Here is a 14,071-nt window from a genome sequence, read left to right as displayed (position 1 = left end):
CGAAAATAGGTTGATCGTCAAACGTGGGCTGTGTACGTTGCTGCATAGCAAGCCTCCGCGAGGTGTGGATGTTTTTGGGCAAACAGAAATCTAAACACCACGTGCGAGGCTTGCTATGTTAAACATCGGGTCTCTCCCGCTGTCCCTACCGTGTGGTGTGCAATATCGCGTCAACAACGGCGTGGGCTGATTTGACACAATCGCCGACGGAGATGCCGCCGCGGTAATTGCAGCAGTAGTGGAGGCCGGGATTGTGATGCTGGGAGTCGTCGAGTTCGTGCATGCGGTCGAGATGGCCGTGTGTGTACTGCGGTATCGCGTGCTCCCACTTCGTGATGTGCAGAAACGCGGGCTCGTCGACGATGCCGAGCAGCTCGCGCAGCTCCGCGCGCACAAGACGCGCGATGTCGTCGTCGGGCAGCAGCGCGTTGCCGGGCTGCCGCGAACCGCCGACGAAGGATGTAAGCAGCGCGAGTCCGGGTGCGGTTCTGCGCGCGAATATCGTGCTCGTGAAAATCGTCCCGAGTATGCCGCGACGCTCCTTCTGCGGGATCAAAAAACCGAAGCCGTCAAGCGGATGCGCTCCCTCGCGGGGCCGGAACGCGGTGATCACCACGGCGACGGGCGGGTATGGAATCGCGCGTAGGGCCTCCGCGGCGCGCGGATCACAGTCCCCGACAATTCGCGCGGCCGAAGCCGCGGGTGTCGCGAGTATCACCACGGGCGCGGTGTATACTTTTGCCTCGCCCGCCATGGTCGCGTGAACACGATACATCGTCACGCCCGACTGGTCGTGTCTCTCGACACGTGCAACATCCACGCCCGACTCCTTCCGTCCGAGCCGCGCGGCAAGCGCGCGCGGCAACGTCTCCATTCCGTCGACGAAGGAAAACATCCTGGCGGACTGCTTGGACTTTTCGGGATTCCGTTTGCGTTCGCGGGCGCCCGCAATCTGGCCGCGTATCAGACCCCCGTACTTCTGCTCGAGTTCGAACAACTTCGGGAAGGCCGCGCGCACACTCAGCGTGTCGGGATCACCCGCGTACACGCCGGCGACAAAGGGGTTGATCGCGTAGTCGAGAAATTCCGTGCCGAGACGACGACGCACAAAATCGGAAATGCTCTCGGTCGAATCCGGAGCACTCGGTCCGATAAACGGCTCGCGGAACAGACGCAGCTTTGCGCCGAGTGAAAACAGCGGCGTCGCGAAGAAGGCCGGCGGCGACATCGGTATCGGAATCAGTCGTCCGCGCTTGAGGATGAATCGTTTCTTCGACCTGTCGTCGGCGTACATTTTCTCGGCCTCCACACCCGCGTCGCGGATCAGCTCCGTCAGCAGCGGCGTGGTCTCGAGTGTGCTGTTCGGCCCCGCCTCCACGAGATGTTCACCCACGCGGAAACTCCGTATGGCCCCGCCGAACCTTGTCTCTTTCTCCAGCAGCAGCACGTCGCGCCCCGCTTCCTGCAGTCGAAACGCGGCGGTGAGGCCGGAAATACCGGATCCGATTACGATGACGTCGGCGTGTGTGTACTGCAATTCCGGAAGAGGCATATTCACAGGAGGAACGGAGGAAAGGAGATATGTTTTTTCACCATTGGCCTAAAGCGACTGTGTCTAACCGTCGAACGGTCTTATCGTCTAATCGTCCAACCGTCCACTATTCCCGCTCCCCATTCCGCTGATAGCGTCGGGTAACGAGACCGGCGAGCGCCTCGATAAAGAGGGGCGATTCGTTGAGGGCGGGCATGACTTCGAAATGGGTGATGCCCGCGTGTGCGGCCTCGCGGCGCAATTCGATGTTGAGTTCGTGCAGGGTCTCGATGTGGTCGCTCACAAAGGCGACGGGCACAACGAGCAGATCCGACACACCCGCGGCGGCGAGTTCGAGTGTCTTCTTCACGGTGTCGGGTTCGAGCCACTTTGCCGGACCCACCTTGCTCTGAAAGCTCAAATGAAACGGCAGGTCGTGCGCGCGTGTTTCCATGACCGCATCGACGGTTGCGCGTATCTGGAACGAATACGGATCACCCTGCTCGACGAGTTTCACCGGCGTGCCGTGCGCGCTGAATAGCAGCACCACATTGTCGCGCCGCGCTTCGGGAAACAGCAGCAGTCCCTCGTTGATGCGCGCGTTAACCGCCTCGATATAGGCCGGATCCGTGTGATACGACTTGGTGCTGCGCACGTGGGGCCGTGCCGTGCGGCGCTGCCGCCGGAGATTGCGCCATGTCTTGAAACACGATCCGCTCGTGGTCTTCGAATAATGCGGGTACAGCGGCAGCAGATACACATTCGTGAAGCCCTCGCGCTCGAGCTTCTCCATCGCCTCCTCGATGAAGGGATGCCAGTAGCTGAAACCCAGTTCGACAGACACGCGCACCGACGGACCAAAACGCGCGCGCAACACATCGGCGAGTGTATCGGCCTGCCGCCTGCTGATGTCGGCCAGCGGCGACTTGCCGCCGATCATGGCGTAGTTCGCCTTCACCACTTCCGCGCGGCGTTTGGCGATAAAACGCGCGAGCGGTTTGCGCGCAAATTCCATCGGACCGAAGGAGATGATCTCCTTGTCGAGAAACAGATTCTCGAGGAAGGGCCGCACGGCGTCGAGCGACGTGGGCCCGCCCATGTTCAAGAGTATGACACCGAGATTGTCCATGCGCGCCCGCTCAGATGGTTTTCGAAAACACGGGTTTCTGCGCGCTCTCCTGCAGATGCGCGTCGAACACCATGGCGATGTTGCGGATCACGAGTATGCCCATGTCGCGCACGGTGATGCGGCCGTCGGACACGTCCACGAGTCCGTCCTTCTGGAATTCGTCCAGAGCCGCCAGCGCGTCGGCAAAGGTCGCGGAAAAATCGATGCCGTATTCTTCCCCGACGGCGAGCATGTCGAGCTGGAACGAGCACATCAGGCGCATGATGACGTCGCGCCGCAGTATGTCGTCGTCGGAGAGCAGATATCCGGCGTGTGTCGCGGCCTCGCCGCGATCGAGCGCGGCGTAATACTCGCCGAGAGTTTTTACGTTCTGCGCGTAGATCCGGTGGAACTGGCTGATGCTCGTTGCGCCGAAGCCGTAGATGTCGGCGCCCGCGTGTGTGGTGTATCCCTGGAAATTCCTGTACAGCGTGCCGTCGCGCTGCGCCACCGCGAGTTCGTTGTCGGGTTTTGCGAAATGGTCCATGCCCACGTACACATAGCCGGCGTCGTTCAGCTTCTCGATGGTCGCAACAAGGATGCGCAGCTTCTCCTCGGGCGACGGAAGATCCTCGGGCCGGATCAGCGACATGTGTTTTTTCATCCACGGCACATGCGCGTAGTTGAAGATGGCGAGGCGGTCGGGATTGATGTCGATGACACGGTCGAGCGTGTGTTCGAAGGTCGAAAGGGTCTGATGCGGCAGGCCGTAGATGAGATCGAGATTGACGCTGCCGAAGCCGAGTTCACGCGCCCAATCGAGCACGCGCCGCGTCAGGTCTTCGGGTTGTATACGATTGACAGCCTGCTGCACGCGCGGATCGAAATCCTGCACCCCCATGGAGATGCGGTTGAATCCGCCCTCCTTCAAGGCCACGAGATGATCACGTGTCATGTCGCGCGGATCGATCTCCACACCCGCCTCGACGTTGTCGTCGATCGGGAACAGGTCGCGTGTCACCCCCGCAAGATCGCGTATCTCGTCGGGCTGCAGATATGTCGGCGTGCCTCCGCCCCAGGCGATCTGCGCCACACGCCGGTGCTCCGCGATTTTCGGACGCAGCAGCCGCAGCTCGCGCTTCATCTGCTGCACGTAGTGATTGATCTTCGCGCGATCGCGTGTCACCAGCATGTTGCAACCGCAGAAATAACAGAGCGTGTCGCAGAACGGGATGTGGAAGTAGAGCGAGAGCGGCGGCGCATCGGAGGCCGCGTTGCTGCGCTCGATCTCGGCGATGTACTCGGCACTCCCGAAGTCGGATGTGAACAGATTCGCCGTCGGATAACTCGTGTACCGCGGTCCGGGCCGCGAATATTTTTTCAGCAGCTCTGTGTCGATGTGGGCGAATTGGCGTTTCATAGTATTCTTTCTGGATAATCTCTTCGCAGGAGACGAGGGCGGGGGACGAGGGACGGGGGACGGCCCATATTTTTCCTCCAGCCATGCGCTCCTAGATCCTGATTCCCATCTCCTAGTTTCTAGATCCTCTCTCCTATCTCCTCGTTCCTCGGCGCACCGCCTCGATCAGGGCGCGCGCATGTGCGGGCGGCACGTCGGGATGTATGCCGTGGCCGAGATTAAAGATGTGCCCTGGATGTGGCCCGAAGGACGAGAGAACGGCCTCGGCCTCACGGGTGATGGTTTCTGGTGTGGAGTGAAGTATGGCCGGATCGAGATTGCCCTGCAGCGCGACACGGTCGCCGATACGCTCGCGCGCCTCGCCGATGTCGACGGTCCAGTCGAGTCCGACCACATCACATCCGCAGTCGGCGATCTCGTCGAGACAGGTGTTGGCGCCGCGCGCGAACACTATGACGGGAACGTTGGTGCGGCGTTTGACCTCGGTCACGATACGTGAGATGCTCGGAAGGGAGAAGGCGAGGAATTCCTTTTTGGTGAGCAGCCCCGCCCAGGTGTCGAAGATCTGCACAACGTCGGCGCCGTGCTGCGTCTGCAGCACGAGGTAGTCGATGAGCACATCGGTGAGTGCATCGAGCAGTGCCAGCAGCGTCGAGGGATCGTCGTACATCCAGCGTTTTGCCGCGAGGAAATCCTTGCTGCCCTTGCCTTCGACGGCGTACGCGGCCAGAGTCCACGGCGCGCCGGCAAAACCAATGAGCGGTACACGGCCGTCGAGTAATCGTTTGGTCAGCGCCAGCGCGTCGTACACATAGCGCAGCCGCTCGGCGGCGCCGTCGCCGCGCAGAGCATCAACATCGGCGCGCGAGCGCAGCGGTTCGGGGAAACGCGGACCGCCCTTTCCCTCCTCCACCACGAGGTGCATGCCCATGGCTTCGGGCACCACGAGTATGTCGGAAAAAATGATCGCGGCGTCCACACCCACCAGATCGACCGGCTGTATGGTTACTTCCGCGGCCAGTGCGGGTGTCTTGCACAGCGTCAGGAAATCGGTCTTCGCGCGCACCGCGCGATACTCGGGCAGGTACCGCCCCGCCTGACGCATCATCCACACGGGCGTGCGCTCCACACTCTCGCGCCGCGCCGCCCTCAACAACAGGTCATTTTTCATTGTTCTGAATTCTCTTATGTCTCATGTCACATGAACAAACACTTTCTACCTTCACCATTCCACTTTCCACTTTCAACCTTCACTCTTCACTCTTCACCCTTCACTCTTCACCATTCCACTTTCCACTTTCAACCTTCACTCTTCACTCTTCACCCTTCACTCTTCACCATTCCACCTTCCACTTTCCACCTTCCACTTTCAACATTCATCATTCACCCGATATCCATATGCAAATCCGGATCCAGCTCGATTTTTTTCTCCGAGTCGAGCCGTGCGGCGATCGCTTCCGCAAAGGCCTCGCCCGTCTGTTCCGGCGCGATGATGTCCACGCGTAATCCGCTGCCGAGTGCGGCCGCGGCGGTGGTCTGTCCTATCACGGCCACCAGCACCGTGGCCTGTTTGAAGTCGGGAATGACGGTGGTGAATGCGCGCACCGCGGAGGGTGAGAAGAACGCCACGCAGTCGATCGCGCCCTCGACAAAGAGGCGGTCGAGTTCGCGCAGATCCGACGGGGTTGCCGACACTGTGTGATACACCACGACGGAGTGCAGCCGCCCGCCGCGCGCCTCGATGATACGCGCCGTGTCGTCGCGCGCTATCTGCGAACCGGGCTGCAGGAAAAACTGATTCGAGACGTCGCCCAGTGCGTCCGCAAGCGCCGCGCCGTTGGCCTGCGCGGGTTGGCCCGCGATGTCGAGACCCTCCTCACGCGCGGCCGCGGCCGTTTTCTCGCCCACGACATACACGGGCGGCACGTCGGCCGGAGCGACACCCAGCGATCGGACGCGCGCCATAAAAAAACGCACGGCGTTGACACTTGTGAAGAGCACGGCCGTGTACACACCCAGCGCGTCGAGCGCACGGTCGGCCTCGGACCAGTCGTCGGGCTGCGTGATGTCGAGGAAGGGCTGATGCATCACCGACACGCCGCGCGCGGCGAGGGTCTGCTCGAACGGGCCCGCTGCGGAGAGCGGCCGCGTCAGCAGAACGGTGCGCCGCGTGATGTCCCAGCCGCCTGTCACGCCTCCGCTCCCGCGCGGATGGTGTCGAGTATCTCGCGCGCGCCGCCGCGCAGCAGTCGCGCCGCAAGACGCGCTCCGAGTGCCGCCGCCTTGCGCGGATCGGTGGTGGACATACGTCCGTCGATGCGCGTTGTGCCGTCGATGCTTCCCACCATTGCGTCGAGCACCAGCTCGCCCGCGACAAAACGCGCGTAGGCCCCGATGGGAATCTGGCAGCCGCCTTCGAGTTCGCGCAGCAGTGAACGTTCGGCGTCGGTTGCCGCGTGTGTGGGAGCATGATCGAGCACGTGGGTGTACCGCAGGGTGCGCTCGTCGTCGCCGCGTGTTTCAATGCCCAGCGCGCCCTGACCGACGGCGGGAAGTATCAGCGAGGTGGGGATCACCTGCGCGACCCGCGCGGTGAAACCGAGGCGTTTGACACCCGCGTGGGCCAGCATCATGCCGTCCCATTTCGAGGCGTCGTATTTCTCGAAACGTGTGTTGAGGTTGCCGCGTATGTCGACGATGCGGAGGTCCGGCCGGTGGTGCAGGAGCTGGCTGCGGCGGCGCAGGCTGCCGGTTGCGATTGTCGCGCCTTCGGGCAGCGCCGCGAGTGTGGGCCACGTGCGCGAGATGAGCGCGTCGCGCACATCCTCGCGGCGTGTCACCGCGGCGATGTGCAATCCCTCGGGTGTGGCGGTCGGAAGATCCTTCAGACTGTGCACGGCAAGATCCACGCGCCCGTCGAGCAGGGCCTGTTCGATTTCCTTGGTAAAAAGACCCTTGTCTCCGATTTTCGACAGCGCCTGGTTCAGGATTTTATCGCCCGTGGTTTTGATGACCCGCAGTTCCACACGCAGGGTGCGGAAGCGTTTTTCGAGGCGGGCCTTGATGTGTTCGGCCTGCCAGAGGGCAAGCGCGCTGCCGCGTGTTCCGATGACGAGTGTGTCGCTCATGAGTGGGTCTGTTCCGGATGTTGTCGCCGCTCCTCCGCGTCGAGATCGAACAGTTCGCGCAGGACCTGCAGTCTCGTGGCGAGTATGGTGGAGTCCGATACCGGCTCCTTGAGACTCACCATGGTGGGATGAAGCAGCTTGTTGATGATGCGTTTGGTCAGCATGTCGACGGTCTCGAGTTCGACGCCGCCGAGTTTGTTGCGGAAACGCTCGATCTCGGCCGCGCGAATCGATTCGAACTTTTCGCGCAGTTGCTGTATGGTGGGCGTCGCCTCGAGGGCGTTGAACCAGAGGAAGAAGTTCACCACTTCCTCGGTGACGATGATCTCGGCGCGCGGAATTTCGGCGCGGCGTTTTTCGATGTTCTGGTCGACGATGTTCTGCAGCGAATCGAGATCCTTGAGGAACACGCCGGGCAGCGTGTCGATGGCGGGATCTATGTCGCGCGGAAGCGCGATGTCGATGAGCAGCATGGTGCGGTTCTGCCGGTGTTTCATTGCCCGCGCCACCATCTCGCGTGTCACCACGATGTCGGGCGAGGCCGTCGCCGACACCACGATGTCGGCCTCGTGCAGCACGTCGGGGAAACTCTCGTAGGGCACGACACGCGCGTGCAGTTCGGAGGCGAGCGACACCGCGCGTGCGTGTGTGCGGTTGGTCAGCGTGAGATCCTCGAGCCCCTTCGAGAGCAGATGACGCGCGGCCAGTTCGCCTGTCTCGCCGGTGCCGATAAGCAACGCCTTCTTGGTGTGGAAGTCGGTGAAGATGCGTTTGGCAAGTTCCACCGCGGCGAAACTGATCGAGACGGCGCCGATGCCGAGCGAGGTCTCGCTGCGCACGCGTTTGCCTGTCCGCAGAGCGCCCATGAACATGTGGCTCAGCACGTTGCCGGCCGTGCCCGCGCCGCTCGCGAGTTCGAAGGAGTCCTTGACCTGCCCGAGTATCTGCATGTCGCCCAGCACCTGCGAATCGATGGCGGAAGCCACGCGGTACAGGTGGCGGACGGCTCCGCAGGTAAAGAGACGGAAGAAGTGTGCGTCCTCGAGACGCGCGGAGGGGCGCAACGCGCGCAGTGCCGCGATGAGCTGTTCGCCCGACACGGCTTCGTCGTCGGTGAGCGCGTACAGTTCCGTGCGGTTGCAGGTGGACACGATGGCCGCCTCGCGCAGGAAACCGTCGCCGAAACGCGCGAGGGCCTCCTCGATCTCATGCGGCGCGAGGTGCAGGTGTTCGCGAAGTTCGACCGGGGCGGTGCGGTGATTGACGCCCACGGCATACAGCATCATCGGCACGCTGTGCCCTTTCCTGTCGTGGTACTCGTGCGGAGGGAAACGGCGTCTTGCATCAGAAAAACCTGTGAAAGCCGCTGAAGAAGGCGTTGACAACGGTGAATGAAAGCATCGAGAGCACGAAGCCGGCGAGCGACAGCGTGATCACGCGTTTGCCGTCGAGCCGCAGCGCGTACTTCGCCACCAACACCACGGCGTAGAGTATCCACACGGCGCCCGTTGCGACCAGCTTCGGATCCCCGTACGAGAAATTTTGGAACGTGCGCGGCAGCCAGAATCCGCCGATGAGAATCGCGACGGTGAGCAGCATAAATCCCAGCACCATGGCCACGCCGCTGAGGCGCTCGAGTGATTCGAGACTGGGGAGATGTTTAAAAAAGGATCCGAAATCCCCTTTTTTTAATTCCCTGTGCAGCAGCAGATACAGCATGCCGTACACGGCCGAGATGGCGATGCCGCCGAAACCGAACACGGCCGACGAGACGTGCAGGCCGATGCCCATGTTCGAGAGCACCGGATTCGGCGCCTGCGAAACCGGCAGCTTGGTGCCCACGGCCGAGACCAGTTCGAACAGCGAGGCGAGGCAGACGAGGAAGAATCCCGTGCCCTTGATGTTGGTGCGGAACTCGATGACCGTGTATGTGGTGATCACGGTGAACGCCACGAGTGACATCATCTCGAAGATGGTGGTGACCATGCAGTGCCCGTGTTGGGCCGTGTGCAGTCCAATGGCGAAAAAATGAGTGACCGTGGTGGCGAACAGCAGCCGCGACTTCCAGAGTTTCGCAAAGGCCTCGTCGCGGAAAAACGCCAGACCGTACGCCATGGCGGTCACCACGTACAAAACGGGCAGGAACACATCGGCCAGACTGCCGAGCAAGGTCACAAACATCAGGTGTATCTATCCGGAATTAGTCTATTGCGATCCAATCGTCCATAAATATCGCAAATTGCCCCGAGACTTCCTCGCGCCCGCCACAGGGGACGGTTTTCTCCACTCCCGTTTGTATAGAATGTCGTAGAAAACGATTCCCATCCCGCTTCGCGGGTTCTCTGGACTCCGATGCCGCGTCCCGTCCCACGCCTGACGGCGAGGTAGATGGGTAGATGGGTAAATGGTAGTTGGTAGATGGTAGATGGTAGTTGGGTAGATGGTAGAGCGCGATAGGCGTTGTTACTTGCCACTTTTCCACTTTGCTACCTTCCACGATTTCCTGAGCCCCGGAGGGGCGACATTCACCAACCCACGCGGTCAGGCGTGGGAATGCGACGCGGGGGGAGAACCCAAGAGCCCCGGAGGGGCGACATTCACCAACCCACGCCGTGATGCCTGGGAGTGCGACGCGGGGGGAGAACCCAAGAGCCCGCGGAGCGGGCTCAACGGACGATGAGACGATTAGACCGTCAGACGATCAGACGATTAGACGATTAGACGATACGATTCCTTCCTCGATCCATTTTGCGTGTGCGTGAGTCGCGAATGACATCCGACAGGGGCGACCGGCGGTCGCCCGGCACCGCCGCGAACCACGCATGAAACACCGCACAAAACAGATCAGTCACCCTCGCCCGGGAACGGGAGAGGGCCGGGGTGAGGGTGCGCGTTCCGATGTCCCGTCGTGCCTCGACAAGTTCGTCATGACACAACTCCCGCTGTCCCGCTCTCCCGCTGTCCCGCTGTCCCGCTCTCCCGTCGCGCTTTCCCGCTTCGCGGGACTCAGCGAGACACTATTTCGTTGTTCCGCTCCCGCTGTCCCGTCGCGCTTTCCCGCTTCGCGGGACTCAGCGAGACACTATTTCGTTGTTCCGCTCCCGCGCTCCCGCTCTCCCGCTGTCCCGCTCTCCGATTCATGGATACGACATATCCCCTTTTTTCGGAACTGCGCAGGTGTTAGTTTTCCCGCGAACTTTTTGTCACTCTACCGGAGCACCCCCATGACAGAGCAGGATACGATGGAAACCAGGATCGAGGAAGTTATCGATCGGGAGATACGTCCGTACATCGAGATGGACGGCGGGAAAATCCGTTTTGTCGAAATGAAGAACAACGTCGTGTTTGTGGAACTCGCCGGCGCGTGCGGCAGTTGTCCTTCGTCGACACTGACGCTCAAGGGCGGCGTCGAACGCATCCTCAAACGCCGCTTCCCCGAGGTGGAAAGTGTCGAACTCGCCGGGTTGGGCGCCATGTTCTCGCGCTGACCGCATCCGTTAAAAAAAACACAGGGCCGCCGCGTTCGTCGCAGCGGCCCTGTGTTTTTCAGGGCGGAAGTTTCTTCGGATTATCGGCTCCGATACTCCTGTATTTAGCGGATCACGACGGAACGCTGCGCAAGGCGCGTTCCGCTCTCCACTGTCACCATATAGGTGCCCGGTGTGACACCCGCGGTGGGTACGCGTGTGTGGCGTATCCCTTCGCCGGGATCGAGCGTGCCGCGCCAGACAACGCGACCGAGCATGTCGGAGAGGCGGATTGATCCGGCGGCGCCGGGAAGAGAATACGTGACGGTCATGTCGTCGCCCGCGCGCGCGGGTGCGGGGTACACGTCGTGCACTTCGGGCGACGGCACCTGGAGCACGCGACCGTCATCAACCCCGGTCAAGTTGACGTGGAACCAGTCGAAACGCGCGGGAATGCGGCTCGTGGTCACATTGCCCTGGCCGTTGGCCGCCTGCAGGCCGATCTTCGGACTGCCCCCCGAGGGGAAGGCGGTGTTGCGTTCGGCGATGATGGTCCAATCGGTGTCGTTCGTAGTCACCATGGCGCGGTACATCGTCCCTCCGTTGCGCGAGAGACTGAGCTGCACGGTGCTCGAGGTGATGTCGGCCACGAAGGAAATTTCGGTGCGGCCGAGCTGTTCGATTTCCATCCACACACCGTTGATGTTCTCGTGTACGCCGCGCGAAACGCGGATATAATTGTCGTCGTCGAGGCGGTAAATGAGCCCCGCATTGTGCAACGACGAGTCGGGGGAAAATTCGATCTTGGTCCGGAAATTAAAATCGGGCAGGTTGGGTGCGGGCTGCAGCAGGATGTTCTTGACGTCGTTGTAATCGGTGCCGTTTAACGCGCCGGTTTGTGTCATGATCTGCAGCTTCGATGCGTCGAGCGACCAGTACGGACGGTCCTCGCGCACCCAGCTCCACCGCGAGTCGAGCACGAAGCCGTTGAACTCGTCGTCGAAACTCTGGGCGGGCAGTACTGTGGGAAATACCGCAAAGAACAGCAGGGCAAAGACTGCAAACATGCGAATCATAAGGGCCTCCTTGAGGTTGCGTGTGGTGTACTCCCAGAGGGTCGAATCCCGGTACGTTATACCGGACGTGCCGTGCTCCGCGATCGGCAGGCAAAATCCGTATTTTTTTCTCGCAGATCAAGGCAATGTCCCGTGCACAGAGATGTGTGTTCCCGCATCTCACACACGAATCCGTTGCGGCGCGGGACACGCTTCGGTCTTGCGCTTGATTCGATTTTCCGATACAATTGATCCCATGCATCCACTTCTCCCTCCTGCCCGCAGCACACGCCCCGCTCGTGTTGTGTTTGCCCTCGCGCTGGCTTTCGCGGCCTGTGTGGCCGCAACGCCTCTCGCCGCACAGCCCCTGACCGTCCATCTGTCGGACGTGGATTTTACCGGCTTGCCGACGGTGAAACTCAAGATCTGCGCCGAGCGCGGCGGAGCGCTGCTCCGGGGTCTCGATGCCGACAATCTCACACTAACCGACAACGGCGTCCGCCGCCCGCTCACGGTGCGCTGTCCCGATCCGACCCGCATCAATTCCGTGGTCATGGTGCTCGACAACAGCGGATCGATGCTCGGAGTCATGCCGAAACTCATCGAGGCGGCGGGACGCCTCGTCGACAGTCTGGGCGCTACCGATGAATGCGCCATCGTGACCTTCGGCCGTTTCATCACAGTCCGCCAGGATTTCACTACCGACAAAACGCAGCTCAAAACGGTGCTCGCCGCACTGGTGGCCGAAGGCGGCACACCGCTGTACGACGCATCATTACTCGGACTCGACATACTCTCGGCGCGGCCGGGCAACAGGCATGCGGTGATCATCACCGACGGCGAGGACAACATGAGTGTGAACACCGCCGCCGCGGTGGTTGCGCGCGCGCAGGCGAATACGATCAAGATCCATTCGATCGCGTTCGGGATCACCGAGCCGTATCTCAGCGTCATGCGCGGATTTGCCACGGGCACGGGCGGACTCTTTTTCTCGGTGGTCCGTCCCAGCGAACTGACAAACGTGTACGAACGTATCGCCGCCGAAATCACCGAGCGCTGCTGCGTGGTGGAATATCAGGCGAACTGTACCGACAGTCTGCGCACGCTCGATGTGATCGTGCGTGTGGGCGCAGATTCAGCGCGCACGGTCGAATCGTTTGTCACTCCGTCACGGCCGCCCGCGGCGGTGCTGGCCGTGACCGTCCCCTCGAGTCTTGCACCCTTCGAGAGCGGCCTCGCCACGGTCACGCTGTCACCCGCGCCGGTGCAGACCCTCGCGCTCAATCTGCGCTTCACGGTGGAGTTCGACGAGAAGCTTGTAAAAATCGAACCGCTTCTGCCCTTCACCCTCGGCACGGTGGCCGAGAATCAAATCGTCACGATGACGCAGATCGCGCCGGGACGTGTGGCCTTCGGCATGAGCAACATCATCCCCGCCGCCGCCACGCAGTTGCTGGTCGGCTTCCCGATTCAGGGCCTGCCCGCAGATACGAGCCGTGCCGTTGAATTCCGCATCGTGGACGCAGTGCTCGACGGTTGTCCGGTCGTGCTCACCACGAGTCCCGATACGGTGGACGTCTGCCAGTGCCTGCGCCCCTTCGCGGTGGGTTTTCCGGCGGCACCCTCTCATTCCTCCGACGGAAACGTGGAGGTGCCGCTGCTCGTCCCGCCCGGCATGCTCGACCCGCGCACACGCGCCCTGCTGCGTGTCGACATCGCGCTGCCCGCCGATGCCGCGCTGCTCGACGTGTTGCCCGGCGACGTGTTCCCCGAAGGCACGGTGTTATCGTCGCGGCCCGATACGCGCACGCTGCGCCTCTTTACCGACGGCACGGTGCTCCCTGCGCGCGCCGATGGTGTGCTCGCCTCGCTGCGCCTCGCGGTGACGCAACAGATCTCGGCCACGGCGCTGCATATCGATCTTCTGCGCGCGCGGCTCTGGCAGCAGTGCTGTCCGTCGGATACCACGATCGCGGCGGGAGGCATCTTCATCGACGGCTACTGCGAGAAACTTCTGCAGCGCCGTGGCGACGCGCCCACAATGCGTATCGCGCCGCACCCTGTGACGCGCGACAACGGCGGAACGCTGCACGTGTATGTTCCCGAGCGCTTCGCGGGAGCTGCCTGCGAGCTTTCCGTCACCGACATGAATGGAAAACTGGTCCGCTCGCTTCCATCACGCGTCTTCCCGCAGGGCGAAACGCTGCTCGCTCTCGACGCGGACGGTATGCCCGCGGGCAGGTACATGGTGCTGCTGCGCGCGCGCGACACGGCCGCGGGCCTGTCGTTCCTCGTCGCGCGTTAGACCGCGAATAAAACACCGCGGGCCCCGGTGTGTTTGCCGGGGCCCGCGATTGTTTTT

11 protein-coding genes are annotated in these 14,071 nt (G+C 61.9%); 2 read left to right on the top strand and 9 right to left on the bottom strand.

Going from position 1 to position 14,071, the window contains the following annotated elements; all coding sequences use genetic code 11:
• Positions 1–145: 145 nt before the first annotated feature.
• The 8 genes from hemG to ccsA form a co-directional block, all read right to left on the bottom strand.
• A complete protein-coding gene (hemG, locus tag HY962_05130; GenBank protein MBI5646296.1) occupies positions 146–1,558 on the bottom strand; it encodes a protoporphyrinogen oxidase in 1,413 nt (470 codons plus the stop codon).
• 100 nt (positions 1,559–1,658) lie between these two features.
• A complete protein-coding gene (gene hemH / locus HY962_05125; protein MBI5646295.1) occupies positions 1,659–2,660 on the bottom strand; it encodes a ferrochelatase in 1,002 nt (333 codons plus the stop codon).
• A gap of 10 nt (positions 2,661–2,670) precedes the next feature.
• Positions 2,671–4,059 carry an oxygen-independent coproporphyrinogen III oxidase gene (gene hemN, locus HY962_05120; GenBank protein ID MBI5646294.1) on the bottom strand — a complete coding sequence of 463 codons (1,389 nt, stop codon included), beginning with the start codon at positions 4,057–4,059 and terminating at the stop codon, positions 2,671–2,673.
• Between the two features lie 133 nt (positions 4,060–4,192).
• On the bottom strand, positions 4,193–5,230 hold the full coding sequence (locus tag HY962_05115) for a uroporphyrinogen decarboxylase (GenBank protein MBI5646293.1): 1,038 nt from the start codon (positions 5,228–5,230) through the stop codon (positions 4,193–4,195).
• 212 nt (positions 5,231–5,442) lie between these two features.
• A complete protein-coding gene (locus tag HY962_05110; GenBank protein ID MBI5646292.1) occupies positions 5,443–6,252 on the bottom strand; it encodes a uroporphyrinogen-III synthase in 810 nt (269 codons plus the stop codon).
• Complete coding sequence (hemC, locus tag HY962_05105) at positions 6,249–7,187, bottom strand: hydroxymethylbilane synthase (GenBank protein ID MBI5646291.1); 939 nt, start codon at positions 7,185–7,187, stop codon at positions 6,249–6,251. The genes HY962_05110 and hemC overlap by 4 nt, the downstream gene beginning before the upstream one ends.
• Entirely contained in the window at positions 7,184–8,479 is a 1,296-nt protein-coding gene (locus HY962_05100; GenBank protein MBI5646290.1) for a glutamyl-tRNA reductase, read from the bottom strand. Before HY962_05100 ends, hemC begins: the two co-directional genes overlap by 4 nt.
• A gap of 52 nt (positions 8,480–8,531) precedes the next feature.
• Positions 8,532–9,368: a cytochrome c biogenesis protein CcsA gene (gene ccsA / locus HY962_05095; protein MBI5646289.1), complete on the bottom strand. Its 837-nt coding sequence runs from the start codon at positions 9,366–9,368 to the stop codon at positions 8,532–8,534.
• Positions 9,369–10,429: 1,061 nt separating this feature from the next.
• Here ccsA and HY962_05090 point away from each other — a divergent pair.
• Positions 10,430–10,675: a NifU family protein gene (locus tag HY962_05090; GenBank protein MBI5646288.1), complete on the top strand. Its 246-nt coding sequence runs from the start codon at positions 10,430–10,432 to the stop codon at positions 10,673–10,675.
• Between the two features lie 104 nt (positions 10,676–10,779).
• Here the strand turns inward: HY962_05090 and HY962_05085 are convergent, their stop codons facing one another.
• Positions 10,780–11,730: a T9SS type A sorting domain-containing protein gene (locus HY962_05085; GenBank protein ID MBI5646287.1), complete on the bottom strand. Its 951-nt coding sequence runs from the start codon at positions 11,728–11,730 to the stop codon at positions 10,780–10,782.
• 235 nt (positions 11,731–11,965) lie between these two features.
• Here HY962_05085 and HY962_05080 point away from each other — a divergent pair, with 235 nt between their 5' ends.
• On the top strand, positions 11,966–14,014 hold the full coding sequence (locus HY962_05080; protein MBI5646286.1) for a VWA domain-containing protein: 2,049 nt from the start codon (positions 11,966–11,968) through the stop codon (positions 14,012–14,014).
• Positions 14,015–14,071: the final 57 nt, after the last annotated feature.

The organism is Ignavibacteriota bacterium, from assembly GCA_016218045.1.
Classification (GTDB): domain Bacteria; phylum Bacteroidota; class Ignavibacteria; order SZUA-365; family SZUA-365; genus JACRFB01.
This window is presented reverse-complemented; position numbering and strand designations above follow the sequence as displayed.

Bases quoted from the DNA above. Each gene is read 5' to 3' on its own strand.
- hemH (MBI5646295.1), bottom strand. From the start codon at position 2,660: ATGGACAATCTCGGTGTCATACTCTTGAACATGGGCGGGCCCACGTCG.
- hemN (MBI5646294.1), bottom strand. From the start codon at position 4,059: ATGAAACGCCAATTCGCCCACATCGACACAGAGCTGCTGAAAAAATAT.
- HY962_05115 (MBI5646293.1), bottom strand. From the start codon at position 5,230: ATGAAAAATGACCTGTTGTTGAGGGCGGCGCGGCGCGAGAGTGTGGAG.
- hemC (MBI5646291.1), bottom strand. From the start codon at position 7,187: ATGAGCGACACACTCGTCATCGGAACACGCGGCAGCGCGCTTGCCCTC.
- ccsA (MBI5646289.1), bottom strand. From the start codon at position 9,368: ATGTTTGTGACCTTGCTCGGCAGTCTGGCCGATGTGTTCCTGCCCGTT.
- HY962_05090 (MBI5646288.1), top strand. From the start codon at position 10,430: ATGGAAACCAGGATCGAGGAAGTTATCGATCGGGAGATACGTCCGTAC.
- HY962_05085 (MBI5646287.1), bottom strand. From the start codon at position 11,730: ATGATTCGCATGTTTGCAGTCTTTGCCCTGCTGTTCTTTGCGGTATTT.
- HY962_05080 (MBI5646286.1), top strand. From the start codon at position 11,966: ATGCATCCACTTCTCCCTCCTGCCCGCAGCACACGCCCCGCTCGTGTT.